Raw genomic sequence first — 17,713 nt, forward strand, 5'->3', positions numbered from 1 at the left:
GCGCCGGGCCCGTCACTCGTCCCAATAGACCGCCGTCAGGTCGGTGGCCTGGGTCGGCGCGTCCTTCCACAGGCCGCGGATATCGGCCTTGGCGACGGTGGCGACGGCCAGTTCGAAGAGGAAGCCGTTGACGTAGTCCTTGGCCATGATCTCTTGCGCCTGTCTCATCAGCTCGGTCCGTTTCGCCGGGTCGGTGGTCAGATCGAGAGTCTTGATCAGCTCCTGATAGGCGGGGTTGTCATAGCCGAAATAGTAGTCGGGATTGGCGTAGATGCCGAAATCCATCGGCTCGGTATGGCTGACGATGGTCAGGTCGAAGTCGTGGCCCTTGAACGTGTTTTCCAGCCATTGTGCCCATTCCTGGTTCTCGATCCGGGTCTCGATCCCGACCGCGCGCAGCTGGCTGGCGATGATTTCGCCGCCGCGCCGGGCATAGGAGGGCGGCGGCAGTTTCAGCGACAGGGTCAGGTTCTCGACCCCGGCCTCGGCCAGCAGCGCCTTTGATTTCTCGGGGTCATAGGCCGAGAGCGCGGTGAGATCGACATAGGCCGGATTGTGGGGCGCGAAATGGGCGCCGATCGGGGTGCCGAGGCCGAACATGGCGCCGTCGATGATCGCCTGCCGGTCGATGGCATGGGCGATGGCTTCGCGCACCCGCACGTCGTTCAGCGGTTCGCGGCGGTTGTTCATCGCCAGGATGGTCTCGCCCTCGGTATTGCCGATGATGACCTGGAAGCGCGGATCGGCCTCGAACTGGGGCAGGTTCTCGGGTGCCGGATAGCCGGCGAAGACATCCACGTCCTCAGCCATGACGGCGGCGAAGGCGGCCGTCGGGTCGGAGATGAAACGGAAGGTCACATGGTCCAGCCTGGCCGGCGTGCCCCAGTAATCCTCGTTCTTCGCCAGTTCGATCTTGTCGCCCTGGACCCAGTTGACGAAGCGGAAGGCGCCGGTGCCGACCGGGTTGGTCTTGATGTTCTCGATGCTTTCGGGGGCCACGATCACCGCGTCGCCCCAGGCGAGGTTGAAGGGCAAACTGCCGTTCGGCGCCGAGAGCGTGACCTTGACGGTCAGCGGATCGACCACCTCGACATCCGCGATGCCGGCGAAGAGCGCCTTCTGCGCATTGGTCGAATCCTCGGCCCGGGCCCGGTCGAGCGAGAATTTCACGTCCTCGGCGTCCATCGTGGTGCCGTCGTGGAACTTCACCCCGTCATGCAGATGGAAGGTATAGACCAGCCCGTCGTCCGAGATGTCCCAGCTCTTGGCCAGGCCGGGGACGATCGAGCCGTCCGAGGCAAAGCGGGTCAGCCCTTCGAAGACGTTGGAATAGAGCACCGAGTCGATGGCCCCGGCAGCGGCCGAGGTGGGGTCGAGATGCGGCGGCTCGAGCTGGATGGCCACGGTGAGATCGGCGGCAGCGGCGCCCGAGGCACCGATGGCCAGCGCGGCGAAGGCGAGTTTGAGGCGATCGAACATGAGGTATCTCCCGGTGATCCCTGTGCCCGCGTTCGGTCCGGCGGGCGGCGCGGTTGACGTTAACGGCAAGACCGCGACGGGGGAAGCACTTAGCGGGTCGGCGGCGCCGCGTTCAGGGCGTCAGCAGCAGCCCGCGCAGCACCACGGCCTGGTTGTGCGCCCGGTCGCGGGCGCCGAAGACCAGCGTCACCACGCCCTGCCGGGCGAGGCCGCGCAATTCCTCCAGCGCTGCGCCGTTGGGGCGCAGTTCCTCGGCATAGAGGCGCTGGAATTCCTCCCATTTCGCGGGGTCGTGACCGAACCATTTCCGCAACCGGGTCGAGGGGGCTAGTTCCTTCATCCAGTGGTCGATGGCGGCGGCCTCCTTGCGCACCCCGCGCGGCCAGAGCCGATCGACCAGAACCCGGGTGCCGTCGCCCGGTTCCGGCGGGTCATAGGCGCGCTTCAGCCGGACGCGGCCTTCCGGCCCGGGTTGCGCCGGCCTAGCCATTGCCCAGCAGGTCGATCAGGCCGCGGCCCATGACCCGGGCGGAATCGAGCATGTCCGCGACCCCGACATATTCGTCGGGCTTGTGCGCCAGTTCCAGAATGCCCGGCCCGTAGGCGATGCAGTTCTTCAGCTTGCCGATCCGGTCGATGTGCTTCTGATCATAGGTGCCGGGCGAGACGACGTAATGCGGCTCGTGGCCGAAGACCTGGAGGATCGCCCTGGCGACGGTGGCGACGACCGGGGCGTCGCGGTCGGTCATGGTCGGCAGGACCCGGTGCAGCTCGCGCAGGGAATAGTCGAAATCGGGGCGGGTGGCGCGGAGACCCTCCAGCAGGCCGCTGATTTCCGCCTCGACATCCTCGATCGACTCCTCGATCAGGAAACGGCGGTCGATCACCATGCGGCAGCTGTCGGGCACCACCGGCGAGGGCAGGCCGGTGTAGCCGTCTCCGGGTTCGGCCTGGCCGCCGTGGACCGAGTTGATGTTCAGCGTCGATTGCCGGGCGCCGGGTGGGATCACCGGCATCGCGGTGCGCTTGCGGGCCAGGGCGGGGAAGAGATCGGCCTCCATCGCCGAGATCACCGCGCCCATGTGGCGCACCGCGCAATCGCCGAGGAAGGGCATCGAGCCATGCGCGATTTCGCCCCTGGTCTCGATCTCGGCCCACCAGACTCCGCGGTGGCCGAGACAGATGTGATCCTTGTTCAGCGGCTCGGGGATGATGACATGCTGGACCCGCTCGGGGTTGAACCAGCCCTTTTCGGCCAGATAGGCGACGCCGCCGAAGCCGCCCGATTCCTCGTCCGCCGTGGCCGAAATCTCGACCGCGCCGGCATGGTCCGGGCAGACTTCCAGGAAAGCCTCTGCCGCGATGATCGAGGCGGCCAGCCCGCCCTTCATGTCGCAGCTGCCGCGGCCATAGACCCTGCCGTCCTTCAACTCGCCGCCGAACGGGTCGGTGGTCCAGCCCTGGCCGACCTCGACCACGTCGATATGGCTGTTGAAATGGACGCAGGGGCCGGGACGGGGGCCGTCGCGGCGGGCGATCAGGTTCCAGCGCGGATAGCGGTCGCTGTCGCCGGGGGTGTCGAAGGCGCGGACGAATTCGCAGGCAAAGCCGCTTGCGCCCAGACGGCGTTCGAGGAATTCGCAGATCTCGCGGTAGTTGTCGCCGGGCGGGTTCAGCGTCGGGATCCGGATCAGGTCACGGGTCAGCGTGACGAGGTCGTGTTCGCGCGCCGCGATGGCGCGGTCCAGCCGATCCGTCAGAGCTTCGCCCATATCCATCCGCCTTCCGCCGTCGGGGCGATCATGGCCCCTTGCCGGGCGGCGTGCAAGCCGGGCTGACATGGATCAAGGCATGGCTAGAGTGGGGCCGTAGGATCGGCGGAACGCCGATGGGCCGGGAGGTGGCATGGATATCGTGAGCTTGATCGACTGGCTGGGCGAGCGGCCGCTGGCGGCGCTGTTCGGGCTTCTGACCGGCGGGGTCTTCGGGGTGGCGGCGCAGCGTTCGGCCTTCTGCCTGCGGGCGGCTTCGGTGGAGTTCGCACGGGGCCGGCTGGGGCCGAAGGTCTCGGTCTGGTTCCTGACCTTCTCGACGGCGCTGGTCTGGGTGCAGGCGGCGCGGCTGGCGGGGCTGTTCCGGCCCGAGGAGGCGCGGATGATGGCGGTCACCGGCAGCCTGTCGGGTGCGGTGATCGGCGGGCTGATGTTCGGGGTCGGGATGGTCCTGGCGCGAGGCTGTTCGGGGCGGTTGCTGGTGCTGGCGGCGACCGGCAACCTCAGGGCGCTGATCGCCGGGCTGATCTTCGCGGTGGTGGCACAGATGAGCCTGCGCGGCTGGCTGTCGCCGCTGCGCGACTGGCTGGCGCAGCTCTGGGTGACGCCGGACGGGCGCAACCTGGACATCGCCGCGATGCTGCATCTGCCGGCATACAGCGGCCTGGCGGTCGGGCTGGCGACGGTGGTGCTGGCGCTGGTGCTGTCGCTGCGCAACCGGATCGGGCCGCGCACCCTGATCTTCGCCTCGGGGGTCGGCTTCTCGGTCGCGGTGGGCTGGGTGCTGACCTACATGCTGGCGCAGATGAGTTTCGAGCCGATGAGCGTCACCTCGGTCACCTTTACCGGACCCTCGGCCTCGACGCTGATGTTCTTCCTGGTTCCGGCGCCGGAGCTGGATTTCGACATCGGCCTGGTGCCCGGCGTCTTCATCGGCGCCTTCCTGTCGGCGGCGGCGGTGCGCGAGTTGCGGTTTCAGGGCTTCGAGGGCGAGAGCCAGTTGCGGCGTTCGATGACCGGGGCGGTGCTGATGGGCTTCGGCGGGATGCTGGCCGGGGGCTGTTCGATCGGCAACGGGGTGTCGGGCAGCTCGATCCTGGTGGCGACCGCCTGGCTGGCGCTGTTCTGCATCTGGGTCGGAGCGATGCTGACCGACTGGCTGGTCGATCAGCGCGGCGCCGTGGCGGGGTAGGGCGGGGCTGTCCGGCTTTGTGCCAAGGCGGATCGTGGTCAGGCTCCTTGTCCCGGAATGGCGGCTTGATGCCCTGAGCGCCGAGGGCAGCGGTCGGCTCGCCGGGGAGGTCGCGAAAGCGGCCGCCCCGGGGGGGCGGGACGGCCGCTGCCCGGCCCGGGGCCGGGCAAGAATCCGGGATGACGCGCCGACCCGTGTCCAGGGGCGATCGCGGGCAGTCCGGGACGATCCTCAGCCCTCGGGCACGAAGCGATAGGCGGCGCCGGCCGTCTCGACCCGGCCGATACCGCCCTCGGGCAGGTGGAAGCCGACCATGACCCGCCCCGACGCCGCCAGATCGGCCAGCAGCCGGGCCCGGGTCTCGCGGCCCGTCTCGGGGTCCTGATCGGTGCCCGAGATCGCCTGCGGCTGCTCGAAGGCGATATGGCCGTTGCCGATCGCGTCGCCGACCAGCAGCGGCCCGTCGGCGATGTCAAAGGCAATATGGCCCGGGGTGTGCCCATAGGTGGCGCGGGCGGTGATGCCGGGCAGCACCTCGGTCTCGGGATCGAACAGATCCACCATGTCGCCCAGCGTCTCCAGCCGCCGCGCCGCGCCGACGGCAAATGTGGTGCGGCCCGGGTCGATGCTGTCGACCGTCGCCGGGTCGGTCCAGTAGGCGTGTTCGGTGGCGCCCATCTGGTGCCGGGCGTTGAGGAACAGCGGGTCGTCGAATCCGTCCAGCACGCCCCAGAGGTGATCCGGGTGGCCGTGGGTGAAGATCACGTCGGTCACGTCCTCGGGCGTCAGGTCGAGCGCCGCGAGCGCCTGGTCCAGCCGTCCGGCGGTGGCCTGGAAATCCGGCCCGGCGCCGGCGTCGAACAGCACCACGCGCGCGCCGTCGCGCAGCAGCGTCAGGTTGCAGGGCGATTGCATCGGGCCGCTGCCCAGATCATGCGCGGCGCGGAAGGCCGGGCGGTCGGCCTCGGGCAGGCCGGCCAGAAGCATCGAATCGGGCAGTTCCAGATGCCCGTCCGACAGGGTGTCGAGCTGAATCCCGCCGCCGAGGTCGAGCCTGGTTCCGGCCCAGAGCCGGGCCGGGACAAGGGCGGTGGCGGCGGTCAGGAAGTGGCGGCGGGTGAGGCGCATGGCGGTCTCCGTGGAATGGGCCGGGGCCGTTTCAGCCGAACATGTCGGCGGTGGCGTTGTCATACCAGCCCATGCCCTCGGCATAGGTGGCCTGCCGGGTCTCGGCGTCTTCGTTCATCTGGCTGATGAACCCGTGCACCGAGCTGATCTTGTCGTCCTGCGGGGCATAGACCGCGCCGACCTTGACGCTGTCGCCCGGCGCCAGCACCGACCAGCAGATGCTGGCGTATTCGGCGGGTGGCACCGCGCGCCCGGTCAGGGCGCCGAGGATCGCCTGGACCGCGACCCGGGCCTGCGAGTTGGCGGCAAAGCCGGATTTCGGCATGTCGCCCTGCAGCGCCGCGTCGCCCAGCACATGCACCGAGTCGTCGAGCCGCGAGGTCATGTCCTCGGGCCGCACCGGGGCCCAGCCGCTGTCGTCGGTCAGGCCTGCCTCGGCGACGATCCGCCCGGCGACCTGCGCCGGGATGACGTTGCAGACATCGACCGGCTCGGCCTCGCCGTCGATCACCACTTCCATGGTCTGGGGCCGGACTTCGATCAGATCGCCGCCCATGTCAGGGCCGATCCGCTCGATCATCCCGGTGTAGTGGTTCTGCCAGCCTTCCTCGAACAGGGCCTGTTTCGAGTATTTCGGCTTCGGGTCGAGGATCAGGATCCTGGCGGTCGGATTGCGCTGTTTCAGCACATGGGCGATCATCGATATGCGCTCGTAGGGGCCGGGCGGGCAGCGGTAGGGATCGGGCGGGGTGACGATGCAGAAGGTGCCGCCCTCGCGCATCGACTCGATCTGCGCCTTCAGAAGCGTGATCTCGGGCCCGGCCCTGTAGCCGTTGGGCATGATCTCGGCCATCGCCGGGGACCAGCCCGGAACCGAGTCCGGCACGAAATCGATCCCCGGGGAAAGCACGAGCCGGTCATAGGGCAGCACCGCGCCCCCGGCCAGGGTGACGGTGCGGGCCAGGCGATCGACGCCGATGGCCCGGTCGGGGACCAGCGTGACCCCGGCCGCCGCCAGTCCGCCATAGCCGTGCTGCAGGCTGTCGAGGCTGCGCAGCCCGCCGATATAGTGGTTCGAGAAGAAGCAGGTGGTGTAGATCGGGTTCGGCTCGACCAGGGTCACATCCAGCGCGCCGGCGGCCTGCCGGGCCAGGTGCAGCGCCGCCGTGGCGCCGCCGGCGCCGCCGCCGACCACCACGACCCGGGGCGTCCCCTGCGCCAGCGAAGGCGCGGCGAGTGCCGCGCCGAGCGCCGCAGCCGAGCCCAGAAATCTGCGTCGCGTCTGCATGGGGCCTCCTGTTGGTTGCGGTCGGGGCCGGTGGCGCCGGGCGGCGCCGCCGCTATTGGCTGAAGCTCTGCAGATAGGCGATGACCGCGGCCCGGTCCGCGTCTTTCCGCAGCCCGGCGAAGGCCATCCTGTTCTTCGGCAGGAAGGCCCGCGGGTCGGCGAGATAGGCGTCGAGATTGTCGTGATCCCAGACCAGCCCGGCCTCTCCGGCCTCCTTCATCGGATTGGAATACTTCTTGAAGCCATCGGCGGTGGCGGCCTGGCGTCCGAAGACGCCGGTGAGGGCCGGGCCGACGCCGTTCTTGGCGCCGTCGCCGATCTTGTGGCAGGCGGCGCATTTCTTGAACACCTTGGCGCCCTTTTCGACCAGTGCCGGATCGGGGGCCTCGACCAGAGCGACCGGCTCGGGTTCGGGCGCCGGGGGTTCGACCGCCTGGGCCTGATCCTCGGGCGCCGGTTCCACCGCTGCGGCGTCATCGGTGCCGTCGTCGGGGGTCACGTCCAGCACCGAGGCATGGGCGGTGATCTCGACGCTGTCCTTGCAGTTCTCCATGCAGGGCGGCTGCGAGAACAGCGGCAGTTCCACGGCCTCGCGGTCGTCTTCGATGAAGCCGGCGGCGTTGGGCATCTCGACGCTCAGGAAATTCTCGTTCGAGAGGGTGAAGTCCTCGTCCACCAGATCGTTGGAATAGAGGATATAGGCGACGATCGCATAGGTCTCGTCATTGCTCAGCGTCTGGGCGTTGCCGAAGGGCATTGAGTGATGGACATAGTCCCAGACCGTCGAGAGATAGGGCCAGTAGCTGCCCACGGTCTTGACCGGGTCCTTGCGGTCGAGCGTGTCGAAACCGCCGGCCAGTTTCGGCCAGTTGTCGACGCCTTCGGCAAATTCGCCGTGACAGGCGGCGCAGTTGTCCGAGAACAGCTCTTCGCCGGTCAGCACGTCTCCCGAACCCGGGGGCAGGCCCTGGCCGTCGGGCCGCACGTCATGGTCCCAGGCGGCGATTTCCTCGGGCAGGGCCGGGCGGCCGAGACCCAGCGGTTCGGCAAGGGCCGGCCCGGCGAGCAGGGCGATGACTGCGGATGCCTCAAGAAATTTCGACATTCTCGGCCTCTCCGTTCGGCTTGACCCACCAGGTCTGGATGCAGTTGTTGTGATAGACCGAGTTCTCGCCGCGGACCTCGCGCAGCGCTTCCTTGGTCGGCTGGACATAGCCGGTCGAGTCCATCGCCCGGCTCTGGATCAGCATCTCGCCGCCGTCCCAGTCATGTTCCAGGTAGAAACGGTGCAGCGCCTTGTCGGCGGCCTGCGGAACCAGGCGGGCGGTCTTCCAGGACTTGCCGCCGTCGATCGTGACATCGACCCGCTCGATGGCGCCGCGGCCCGACCAGGCCAGGCCGGTGATGACCATCGGCCCCGGTCCGTGCTTGATCGGCATCTGCGGACTGGGCGAGGTGACGACCGACTTGGCGTCCATCACCCAGGTCCATTTCCGGGCGGTGCCGTCGGCCAGCGTGTCGGTATATTTCGAGGTTTCCTCGCGGGTCTCCCAGGGCTGGTCGCCGACTTCGATCCGGCGCAGCCACTTGACCCACATGTTGCCTTCCCAGCCCGGCACCACCAGCCGCACCGGGTAGCCATGCTCCTTGCGCAGTGCCTCGCCATTGGCCTTGAAGGCGACCAGGCAGTCGTCCAGAGCCTTCTCGATCGGCAGCGAGCGGCCGTTGGACGAGGCATCGGCGCCCTCGACCAGCAGCCACTTGCCCTCGGGCTTCAGGCCGGCCTCTTCCAGCAGCAGCCGCAGCGGCACGCCGGTGTATTCCATGTTGTGGATCATGCCATGGGTGAACTGGGCGCCGTTGAGCTGCGCCCCGGCCCATTCCATCCCGGTATTGGCGGCGCATTCCAGGAAATGCACCCGGCTTTCGCGGGGGAAGCGTTCCAGGTCCTCGTAGGTGAAGACCAGCGGCCGTTCGACCAGCCCGTTGATCATCAGCCGGTAGTCCGGTTTCGCCAGTTCGATGGCCCCCGAGTGGTGGCGCTCGAAGGCGCAGCCCTGCGGGGTGATGGTGCCGTCGAGCGCGTGGATCGGGGTGAAGTTGATCGACGAGATCACATCCGCGGTCAGCCAGGGCACGTTGCGGCGGATCACGTCGCCTTCGAAGCGGATCGGCAGCCCGTAGGGGGTGGCGTCGACGCCGTCACCAAAGCCGTTCGCCCAGGGCTGAACCTCGGTGATCAGCGGATCGGCCCCTTCCGCGCGGGCGGCCGAGGCCAGGGCGCCGCCGGCGGCAAGCCCGCCCAGAACGGTGCGGCGGCTGGGGCCCGAGGGGCTGGTTGCGGCGCGGTCGCCGCTGTCTTGGTCATCGCTCATGATGCCTGTCCTTCCTGATGCCGCGGCAAGGCGCGGGTCTTCAAAGTCCGGTGACGGTGACGGTTTCGGCGGGGTCGCGGCGGACCGTGCCGAGCTTGCGGACGTGATCCTCGATCACCTCCCATATCTGCGGTCCCTCGGTGCCCTCGTTGACGCTGGCCCAGCCGGCGACGGTATAGCTGGTCGCGGGGTCGATCGCGGCGCCGGTATCGGTCAGGGTCAACTGGTCGATCCGCTTGCCGATCTCCTGCGAGATGTCGATCCGGTAGCTGAGACCGCCGACCCGCACCATGTCGCCGCCCTGCTGGTAATAGGGATCGGTGTTGAACAGGTTGTCGGCCACGTCCTCCAGGATCAGCTTGAGATCGGCGCCGGTCATCTCGGTCCGGTAGCACTGGCCGTAGGTCATCGCCGTGACGCCGAGGATGTCCTCGCGGGTGATGTCCTCGCCCGGCAGCAGGGTCGGCCCCCAGCGGACCCCCGGCGACAGGGCGATCTGGGCGTCGCGCTCGCTGCGCACCGCGTCGCAGATCAGGTCGTCCCAGGTGCCGTTGAAATTGCCGCGACGGTAGAGCAGGCTCTCGGTGGTGCCGATCACCTCCTCGGCCTCGTCCCGGTAGGGCGCACGGCCGGCCTCGATCACCGCGGTGATCTCGGGATCGGCTTCGATCACGTCCGAGAAGATCGGGATCAGCCGGGTGCGGAAGCCCATCATCCTGCCGTCGCGCACGTCGAGATCGACGCGGGAGACGAATTTGCCGTTCGAGCCCGAGGCGATCAGGATCGTGTCGCCGACCAGCACCGGTTCCGGGATCGCGTCATGGGTGTGGCCGGTCAGGATCACGTCGATGCCCTGGACCCGGCCGGCCATCTTGCGATCGACATCGAAGCCGTTGTGCGACAGGCAGACCACCAGATCGGCGCCGGCGGCGCGGACCTCGTCCACCACTTCCTGCATCCGTTCTTCGCGGATGCCGAAGGAGTATTCCGGGAACATCCATTTCGGGTTGGCGATCGGCAGATAGGGGAAGGCCTGGCCGATGACGGCGATCTTGACGCCGCCGCGTTCGAACATCTTGTAGGGTTCGAAGGCGGGTTCGTCCCATTCGACGTCGAAGATATTGGCGCCGAGGAAGGGGAAGGGCAGGGAGTCGACGATCTCCATGACCCTTTCGGTGCCGAGCGTCCATTCCCAGTGGCTGGTCATCGCCTCGACGCCGAGCGCGTTCATCACGTCCACCACGTCCTGCCCCTGGCTCTTCAGCGCCGTCAGGCTGCCGTGCCAGGTGTCGCCGCCGTCGAGCAGCAGCGCCTCGGGGCGGGCGGCGCGGATCGCCTTGACGACGGTCGAGACCCGGTCCATGCCGCCCATCCGGCCATAGCCCCTGGCCAGGGCCTGGAAGTCGTCGGAGGTCAGCGCATAGGCCATGGTCGAGCCGGGTTCGATGCCGAAGGTCTTCAGGAACTCGGCGCCGGTGACATGCGGCGGCAGGCCCTTGACCTCGCCCACGCCGAGATTGATCGACGGCTCGCGGAACCAGACCGGGCGCATCTGGGCGTGAATGTCGGTGATGTGGATCAGCGTGACATTGCCGAAATCCTCGAAGGCCAGCAACTGGTCCTGGGTCAGCGCCTGCTGTGCGGCCAGTCTGCCCCAGTTGCCCAGGCCCGAGGCCCCGACGATGGCAGATGCCGCCATTCCAGCCTGCCAGAATTCGCGCCGCGAAATCATCCTGCGTTCTCCATGCCTGTCAAATGGGCGCCGCGCTTCTTCAGCCTGTCATGCGCCGGATCGGGCCCGGTCCCCGCCGGGCGGTAATCGAACGGCGGCGCGCCGAATGACCGACGCGCCGCAGGCACTCGTTACGGGCGGACGCCCACGCCTTCGATGGACAGTCCTTCGCCGCGGGAGGCGACGTACAACTCGAGGGCCCGGAACTCGGGCGAACCTTCGGCATAGGTTTCGGCCCGGGTGTCGCGCACACAGCCCTTGAAGCGATTGTGGATCGAGACCAGCTTGGCGTTCTTCAGCCGGTAGACCGGGAAGCCCGAGAGCTGCCCCTGGCTGAGGTGGTCGGCCCGGATGTGATTGCCATAGTTGTCTTCGTGGCAATTGGCGCAGCTGAGTTCCAGCTGACCGGTCCGGGTGTAGTACATTTCCTTGCCCTTGGCCCACCATTCGGCGGCCGGACCGTCGATGGCGACGCTCATCGGCATGCCGCGCGACTGCAGCGAGATCGCCCCGGTCATCGCGGTCATCTCGCTGCCCGACCATTTCCAGGCATCGGCGCCCATCCGGTTGGTCCGGCAATCGTTGATGAAGTTCTCCATCGACCAGAGATCGTCGCCGGCGGCGTTCATCTTGGGCAGCTTGGCGCGCAGGCCCTTCATCGAGGAAATGTCGCCGTGGCAGGAGGCGCAGCTCTTGCCCTCGGAGCCGTCAACGGTGTCCCAGAGTTCCAGCCCGACATCGACCGCCAGCATCGCCGGGTTGTCGAAGTCGTCCATTTCCATGGCCCGTGTGGCCTCGTCCCGGAACAGCCAGCCCGAGAGCACCTCGGGCAGCGCATCCGCGACCGAAGCGGCGGGGGCGACGCGGGTGACCAGAGTAATGTCGCCGTTGATGACCAGTTCTTCGCCTTCCACCGGATCGGCAGAGGCCGCCCCGGCGACGCAGACGGCCAGCGCCGCCGCGAGAAATGTTCTGCCCTGACGCAGCATTCGGTTCCCTCCCTCAGGTGATGCCGACCGGGTTGTGCCGGTCGGCCCTTTGTCGCGCAGTTCCGATGTCCGGAGCCCCGGCATCAACCGACCGCGATCGACTTTTCTTCCGTGTAGACGTCGCCGTCGTCGTCGTACCAGGTGAACGCGAAGGTTCCCTCGGCATCGACCTTGGCGTCGAATTCGAAATAGGGGTTGGTCGAGATCGCCGGCTCCAGCGTGATGTCGATCACGTTGACGCCGTTGAAGTCGCAGGTGAAGCGGTTGATGATCGAGCGCGGGATCAGGTTGCCGTCGCCGTCCTTGCGCTGGCCCGATTCCATCGGATGCGAGATCAGGGTCTTGATGGTCACGACCTCGCCGGCCGAAGCCGACTTGGGAACCTTGACGCGCGGTTTGACGTTCTTCGCCATGTTGTTCTCCCTATACCTGGCTCAGCCGCCGCAGCCGCCGATGGTGACTTTCACGGTCGAGCGCGCCTCGACGAAAGAGCCGTCCGCCATCTTGGCGATGGCCAGAACCTCCTGCGTCTTGGCCAGACGGATCCGGGTGGAGGCGGATTGCGACCCTGCGGCCGGACCGAAGTTGAAGGTCGCCACGGGCGGGGTCGGGTTGCCGAGGGCGAGCACCAGGATGGCGCTGGCACCGGGCGCATCCACCGAGATCGGCACCGTGTTGCCGTTCTCGGCAATCTCGGGCGCGGTCAGCGTCAGGCCGCCGGTGCCCGGTGTCGCGCCGCCGGTGAAGGCGGCGATCGCCTCTTCCGCGGCCGCCATCGCGGGCAGCGGCAGCGCCGCCGCCGCGACCCCGCCCAAGCCGAGGATCAGCGTCTCTCGTCTGGATAGTCTCATGCCTCTCCCTCCAGAGTATCTGGGGCCGCCTGTGCGGCCGTGTTCCTTGCCTTCCGCCGGGGACCGGCGGCGGCGCTCATTCCTTCAATGTCACCAGATAGGCGACCACGTCCTCGACCTGCTCGGCGGTCAGGATCGGCGGCAGGGTGCCTTCGAACCCCTTGCCGGTGTAGCCGTCGCCCTGGCGGATATAGGGGCCGGTCTTGTAGAACGAGGGCATCATCGAGCCTTCGAACGTGTGCTTGGCATCGGCGACGATGCCGCGCAGCTCGGCCTCGGTCCAGCGATCGGCGGCGCCATCCAGCGTCGGGCCGATATTGCCCTGGAAGGGCACGTCCGGCATCGCGCTGATCACATGGCAGGCCACGCAGTTGCCCTGACCCCGGTTGGTCATCACCTTGGCGCCCGCCGCGGCGTCGCCCGGCGCGCCGGTCAGCGACTCGGCGATGGCGCCATCGACATACTTGACCTCGGCAACCGGGGTTTCGGCCATGGCCGGCAGAGCCGCCAGCACCAAAGCCGCCCCGAGCATCATTTGCTGCTTCATTCCGGTCCTCCCAACTGTCTCCCGACTCGCAGGATAGGTCCGGATGCCGTGCCATGCAACAAAACATTTGAATTTGCGAATATGCAAAGACGCTGCCCCGACGTCAGGCTCACTTCGTCACCTCGGTTCGCGGCACCATGTATTCCTGCAGGCCGACGCCGGTGTCGTAGACATGGTCGCGCACCCAGGTCAGCAGCGCCAGGGTGGTGCCCTTGCCGAAGGCGCCGGGCATCACCGCGACGGCGGCGCTGACCGCGGTTTCGCCCTCGGGCACCTCTTCCGGCAGGAAGATCATCGTCGGGGTGAACATCAGCCCCCAGCGGCGGGCCATGGATTTCTCGTCCAGCGTGGTGCCGTCGAAATCGGTGACCTCGGTGCTGCCGAACATGTTCAGCTGCACCACGAAATAGGTGTCGCGGATCATCGCGTCGATCTCGGGGATCGGGAAGATCTCCTCATGCATCCTGGTGCAGTAGATGCAGCCGCGCTGCTCGACGATGATCATCAGGCGCTTGCCTTCGGCATTGGCCTCGTCGAGGTCGTCGCGCAGATCCTTGAAGGTCTCGCGCAGCCAGTCGGGCTTGTGCAGGCCGTCGTCGCCCAGTTCGACCGCCTGGGCAGGCAGCGCGAGGGCCAGGACGGTAGCGAGTGCGGCGATAAGTCTGGTCATGGGTGTCCCCTCATTTCAGCGTCGAACTCCAGTCGAAATTTCGGATCAGCCAGTCGGCAATCAGGTTGACGCTGTCGGTGGCGATCAGGACCGCGAAGAGCAACAGCATGGCACCCATCACCTTTTCGACATAGCCCAGGTATTTCCGATTGCGACCGACCCAGCCGAGAAACGGCTTGGCGAAGAGGGCGGCGATGACGAAGGGCGCGGTCATCGCCAGCCCGTAGACCAGCAGCAGCGTGCCGCCGTGCCAGAGCGTGTCCGAGGCCGAGGCGACGAACAGGATCGCCGCCAGCGCCGGGCCGACGCAGGGCGTCCAGCCGAAGCCGAAGGCCAGCCCCATGATATAGGCGCCGATCAGGCTGGACGGCTTCGCCGGGCCTTCGAGCCGCGCCTCGCGGTAGAGGAAGGGCACCCGGATCACCCCCAGGAAATGCAGGCCGAACACGGCCAGCACCGCCGCCGCGACATAGGCCAGCGGCTGGCGCCATTGCGCGAAGGCCTGGCCCAGGGCGGTGGCGCCCAGCCCCATCAGCACGAAGACCGAGGTGACGCCGAGCGCGAAGGCGAGGGCCTGGATCACCAGCCGCCGCTGTGCCCCCCGGGGCATGGTGGTTTCGCCGCGCAGTTCCTGCATCGACAGGCCGGCCATGTAGCTCAGGTAGAAAGGCACCATGGGCAGCACGCAGGGAGACAGGAACGAGAGCAGCCCCGCAAGTGCCGCGCCGCCATAGCCGATTTCGAGCATCCATTTCCTCCCCATCCCCGCAGTGCCGCCCATCGGGCTTGCGCGGAGCGTCGAATACATTAGTATATTCGGATATGTCTCAATGGTCGTCAATCGCCATTCTTCCGCAGCGGCGCGGCGCGGGCGTCGCGCTGCGGTCTCTGCGCGGCCTGATGATCGTGCTGCTGCTGGCGGTTCTGCCCGGCACGGCGCTGGCGGAACTGCGCCTGCTGATGTTCGAACGGCCCGGCTGCATCTATTGCGCCAAGTGGGATCGAACCATCGCGCCGGTCTATCCGAAGACCACCGAAGGCCAGGCCGCACCGCTGACCCGGCTCCAGATATCCGAGCCGCTGCCCGAGGGCATCACCCTGACCCGGGCGCATCCTGTCTTCACCCCAACCTTCGTGCTGTTGCGGGACGGAGTTGAACAAGGCCGGATCGAAGGGTATCCCGGGGAGGACTTCTTTTGGGGGCTGCTGGACCAGATGCTCGAGGCGGCGAGGCAATGACCGAGATCAGCAAGGCACGGCTTCCGGGTCTGGGCGGGTTTTCCCTGGCCGAGGGCCGCGGCCCGTGGCAGGGCCCGCAGCGAAGCGGAACGGACGGGGCGATGCCGGAAGATCTGACGGGCGTGGATGCGGCGGATGCTTCGGGGCAGGCGTTGCCCGGTCTCGCGGATCTGGTCGCCAACGCCAATGCCGCCGCCGGGTTCCTCAAGGCGCTGGCGCATGACGGCCGGCTGCTGATCCTCTGCCATCTCTCGACCGGCGCGAAGAGCGTGACCGAGCTCGAAACCCTGCTGTCCTCGCGGCAATCGGCGGTCAGTCAGCACCTGGCCCGGCTGCGTCATGAAGGCATGGTGCAGGCCCGGCGCGACGGGCAGGCCATCTATTACTCGATCCTCGATCCCAGGGTGGCGCGGGCGGTGGCGCTTCTGGCAGAGTTGTTCTGCGAGACGCCGGACGAGCCGGTCGATCGCCAAGAGGACGGCCGGCGGGGCCGCTAGCCCCCGCCTTCGGAAATGGGGGGAGCCATGGACGGGATGTCCTACGGAATGATCGCTGCGCTGATCGGTCTGGGCGGCGGGCTGTTGCTGGGCCTTGCGGCGCGGCTGGGCGAGTTCTGCACCCTCGGGGCCCTGGAGACCGCGGTCTATGGCGGCGACCAGCGCCGGTTGCGGCTGTGGGGCGTGGTGCTGGGCGTGGCCATTCTCGGCACCCAGCTGGGTGCCGCGGGCGGCTGGATCGCGTTGCCCGGCACAATCTACCATACGGTTGCCTGGAACCCATGGGCCTCGATCGCGGGCGGGCTGATCTTCGGCTACGGCATGGCGATGGCCGGGAACTGCGGCTTCGGAGCCCTGGTGCGCTTCGGCGGCGGCGATCTGCGCTCGCTGGTCGTGGTCGTGGTGATGGGGCTGTTCGCCTATGTCGCCCTGTCGGGGCCGCTGGCGCCGCTGCGGGTGCTGCTTTTTGCACAGGAACCGGCGACCGGGCCGCAGGGCGTGCTGCATGACATCAACCGGCTGACCGGGCTGCCGCCGCTGGTGGTGGCGGCAGCGCTGTCGGCGGCGGTGCTGGCCTGGGCGCTGTCGCATGCGCCGCTGCGCGCCCGGCCGGGGATGATCGCCTGGGGCGTCGCCGCCGGGGTGGCGGTGGTCTGGTGCCTGGCGGCGACTTCGGGTCTGAACCGCGAGAGCTTCGGCGAGATCGGGATAGAAGGCCCGTCCTTCACCGCGCCGGTCGGCCGCTCGCTTCTGTTCCTGATGACCTCGACCGCCGGCGGGCTGAGCTTTTCGGTCGGTCTGGTTGCCGGGGTGATGGGCGGAGCGCTGGCCGGGTCGGTCTGGCGCGGGCTGTTCCGCTGGGAGGCCTGCGAGGACCCGCGCGAACTGGGCCGGCAGGTCGGCGGCGCGGCGCTGATGGGGGTCGGCGGCGTGCTGGCCATGGGCTGCTCGGTCGGGCAGGGGCTGACCGGCTTTGCCACCCTGGCCTGGTCGGGGCCGGTGACCCTGGCGGCGATCGTGCTGGGCGCCCTGGTCGGGCTGCGGCAGCTGATCGCCGGGTTCCAGCCGGAATAGCCGCTACCCTTCCCGGGCCAGGTCGAAGAAAGCCTGCACCAGCTTGCCGTTGCGCCGCTCGCGCAGGCAGATCATCGCCTCGTCCATTTCCATCGGCAGCCGGCTGGCCACCGGGATCGCCACCAGCCGCGCGTCGGCGCCGAATTCCGCCGCCGAGACAAAGCCGACCCCGGCCCCGGAGGCGACGATCTCGCGCACGGCCTCGCGGCTTTCGGCCTCGATCGCGGCGGTGAGGCTGACACCCTCGGCCGCCGCAGCCTGTTCCAGCTTCAGCCGGGTCTTCGAGCCGCGCTCGCGCAGCACCAGCGGCAGGTCGGCCAGCTCGGCAAAATGCAGTTCGCGGCGCTCTGCCAGGGGATCGCTGCTGGCCACGAAGGCGATGATCGGGGTCCGGTTCAGATGCACGAAGTCGAAGGCCGCGCCCTCGGGCACCTCGCCCAGCACGCCGATATCGGCCTCGTAGCTGCGCAGGCTCTGGATCACGGTTTCCGAGTTGCCGGCCCTGAGCGTCACCTGCACTCCGGGATAGGCGGCGCGGAACCGGGCCAGGATATGCAGCACGTGATGCGCGGCATCGGCGACGATCCGCAGCGTTCCGGCCCTGAGCGCCCGGCTTTCCGACAGCAGGTCCAGCGCCTGCGCCTCGGCATCGAAGAGCCGCCGGGTGATCGTCAGCAGCCGTTCGCCGGCGCCGGTCAGCGCCACCTGCTTTTTCGAGCGGTTGAACAGGAGCACGTCATAATCCTGTTCCAGTTTCCTGACCTGATCCGAGATCGCCGGCTGGGTCAGCCGCAGATGCTCGGCGGCCCGGGAAAACCCGCCCTGCACGGCGACATGGTGAAAGGCGCGAAGCTGGACATAGCGCATTGGGTGGCCCTTC

19 protein-coding genes are annotated in these 17,713 nt (G+C 68.1%); 4 read left to right on the forward strand and 15 right to left on the reverse strand.

The window, feature by feature from the left end; translation table 11 throughout:
- Nucleotides 1-12: 12 nt before the first annotated feature.
- From NUW50_RS17935 to NUW50_RS17945, 3 genes are all read right to left on the reverse strand, one after another.
- Nucleotides 13-1,479, reverse strand: coding sequence for an ABC transporter substrate-binding protein (locus NUW50_RS17935; protein ID WP_258290537.1), 1,467 nt, complete (start codon nucleotides 1,477-1,479; stop codon nucleotides 13-15).
- A gap of 112 nt (nucleotides 1,480-1,591) precedes the next feature.
- On the reverse strand, nucleotides 1,592-1,969 hold the full coding sequence (locus NUW50_RS17940) for a DUF488 domain-containing protein (RefSeq protein WP_258290538.1): 378 nt from the start codon (nucleotides 1,967-1,969) through the stop codon (nucleotides 1,592-1,594).
- On the reverse strand, nucleotides 1,962-3,251 hold the full coding sequence (locus NUW50_RS17945) for an acetylornithine deacetylase/succinyl-diaminopimelate desuccinylase family protein (RefSeq protein ID WP_258290539.1): 1,290 nt from the start codon (nucleotides 3,249-3,251) through the stop codon (nucleotides 1,962-1,964). Before NUW50_RS17945 ends, NUW50_RS17940 begins: the two co-directional genes overlap by 8 nt.
- 133 nt (nucleotides 3,252-3,384) lie before the next feature.
- Here NUW50_RS17945 and NUW50_RS17950 point away from each other — a divergent pair, with 133 nt between their 5' ends.
- Nucleotides 3,385-4,443 (forward strand): YeeE/YedE family protein, encoded by a 1,059-nt coding sequence (locus tag NUW50_RS17950; protein ID WP_258290540.1) that lies wholly within the window; start codon nucleotides 3,385-3,387, stop codon nucleotides 4,441-4,443.
- Between the two features lie 231 nt (nucleotides 4,444-4,674).
- Here NUW50_RS17950 and NUW50_RS17955 read toward each other — a convergent pair whose 3' ends face one another.
- The 11 genes from NUW50_RS17955 to NUW50_RS18005 form a co-directional block, all read right to left on the reverse strand.
- The gene (locus NUW50_RS17955) at nucleotides 4,675-5,571 is read right to left on the reverse strand and encodes an MBL fold metallo-hydrolase (RefSeq protein ID WP_258290541.1); all 897 of its coding nucleotides are present in this window, start codon (nucleotides 5,569-5,571) and stop codon (nucleotides 4,675-4,677) included.
- Between the two features lie 31 nt (nucleotides 5,572-5,602).
- Entirely contained in the window at nucleotides 5,603-6,859 is a 1,257-nt protein-coding gene (locus NUW50_RS17960) for an NAD(P)/FAD-dependent oxidoreductase (protein WP_258290542.1), read from the reverse strand.
- Nucleotides 6,860-6,911: 52 nt separating this feature from the next.
- The gene (locus NUW50_RS17965; RefSeq protein WP_258290543.1) at nucleotides 6,912-7,964 is read right to left on the reverse strand and encodes a c-type cytochrome; all 1,053 of its coding nucleotides are present in this window, start codon (nucleotides 7,962-7,964) and stop codon (nucleotides 6,912-6,914) included.
- Nucleotides 7,948-9,234, reverse strand: coding sequence for a sulfite dehydrogenase (gene soxC, locus NUW50_RS17970; protein ID WP_258290544.1), 1,287 nt, complete (start codon nucleotides 9,232-9,234; stop codon nucleotides 7,948-7,950). Before soxC ends, NUW50_RS17965 begins: the two co-directional genes overlap by 17 nt.
- Nucleotides 9,235-9,274: 40 nt before the next feature.
- On the reverse strand, nucleotides 9,275-10,966 hold the full coding sequence (soxB, locus tag NUW50_RS17975) for a thiosulfohydrolase SoxB (RefSeq protein ID WP_258290545.1): 1,692 nt from the start codon (nucleotides 10,964-10,966) through the stop codon (nucleotides 9,275-9,277).
- A 131-nt stretch (nucleotides 10,967-11,097) separates the two neighbouring features.
- Nucleotides 11,098-11,955 (reverse strand): sulfur oxidation c-type cytochrome SoxA, encoded by an 858-nt coding sequence (soxA, locus tag NUW50_RS17980; RefSeq protein ID WP_258290546.1) that lies wholly within the window; start codon nucleotides 11,953-11,955, stop codon nucleotides 11,098-11,100.
- A gap of 83 nt (nucleotides 11,956-12,038) precedes the next feature.
- Complete coding sequence (gene soxZ, locus NUW50_RS17985; protein ID WP_258290547.1) at nucleotides 12,039-12,368, reverse strand: thiosulfate oxidation carrier complex protein SoxZ; 330 nt, start codon at nucleotides 12,366-12,368, stop codon at nucleotides 12,039-12,041.
- A gap of 21 nt (nucleotides 12,369-12,389) precedes the next feature.
- On the reverse strand, nucleotides 12,390-12,806 hold the full coding sequence (gene soxY, locus NUW50_RS17990; RefSeq protein ID WP_258290548.1) for a thiosulfate oxidation carrier protein SoxY: 417 nt from the start codon (nucleotides 12,804-12,806) through the stop codon (nucleotides 12,390-12,392).
- 76 nt (nucleotides 12,807-12,882) lie between these two features.
- Nucleotides 12,883-13,353 carry a sulfur oxidation c-type cytochrome SoxX gene (gene soxX, locus NUW50_RS17995; RefSeq protein ID WP_258290549.1) on the reverse strand — a complete coding sequence of 157 codons (471 nt, stop codon included), beginning with the start codon at nucleotides 13,351-13,353 and terminating at the stop codon, nucleotides 12,883-12,885.
- A 109-nt stretch (nucleotides 13,354-13,462) separates the two neighbouring features.
- Nucleotides 13,463-14,023: a SoxW family protein gene (locus NUW50_RS18000; protein ID WP_258290550.1), complete on the reverse strand. Its 561-nt coding sequence runs from the start codon at nucleotides 14,021-14,023 to the stop codon at nucleotides 13,463-13,465.
- A gap of 10 nt (nucleotides 14,024-14,033) precedes the next feature.
- Complete coding sequence (locus tag NUW50_RS18005) at nucleotides 14,034-14,771, reverse strand: cytochrome c biogenesis CcdA family protein (protein ID WP_258290551.1); 738 nt, start codon at nucleotides 14,769-14,771, stop codon at nucleotides 14,034-14,036.
- A 74-nt stretch (nucleotides 14,772-14,845) separates the two neighbouring features.
- Here NUW50_RS18005 and NUW50_RS18010 point away from each other — a divergent pair, with 74 nt between their 5' ends.
- The 3 genes from NUW50_RS18010 (at nucleotide 14,846) to NUW50_RS18020 (ending at nucleotide 16,833) form a co-directional block, all read left to right on the forward strand.
- Complete coding sequence (locus NUW50_RS18010) at nucleotides 14,846-15,262, forward strand: thioredoxin family protein (protein WP_338001367.1); 417 nt, start codon at nucleotides 14,846-14,848, stop codon at nucleotides 15,260-15,262.
- A 101-nt stretch (nucleotides 15,263-15,363) separates the two neighbouring features.
- Complete coding sequence (locus NUW50_RS18015) at nucleotides 15,364-15,759, forward strand: ArsR/SmtB family transcription factor (RefSeq protein ID WP_258290630.1); 396 nt, start codon at nucleotides 15,364-15,366, stop codon at nucleotides 15,757-15,759.
- A gap of 27 nt (nucleotides 15,760-15,786) precedes the next feature.
- Nucleotides 15,787-16,833 carry a YeeE/YedE family protein gene (locus NUW50_RS18020; protein ID WP_258290552.1) on the forward strand — a complete coding sequence of 349 codons (1,047 nt, stop codon included), beginning with the start codon at nucleotides 15,787-15,789 and terminating at the stop codon, nucleotides 16,831-16,833.
- A gap of 3 nt (nucleotides 16,834-16,836) precedes the next feature.
- On the opposite strand, the gene NUW50_RS18025 is transcribed toward NUW50_RS18020, so the two are convergent.
- Complete coding sequence (locus NUW50_RS18025; RefSeq protein WP_258290553.1) at nucleotides 16,837-17,700, reverse strand: LysR substrate-binding domain-containing protein; 864 nt, start codon at nucleotides 17,698-17,700, stop codon at nucleotides 16,837-16,839.
- Nucleotides 17,701-17,713 lie beyond the last annotated feature (13 nt).

Source organism: Frigidibacter sp. ROC022 (assembly GCF_024723735.1).
Classification (GTDB): domain Bacteria; phylum Pseudomonadota; class Alphaproteobacteria; order Rhodobacterales; family Rhodobacteraceae; genus SLM-1.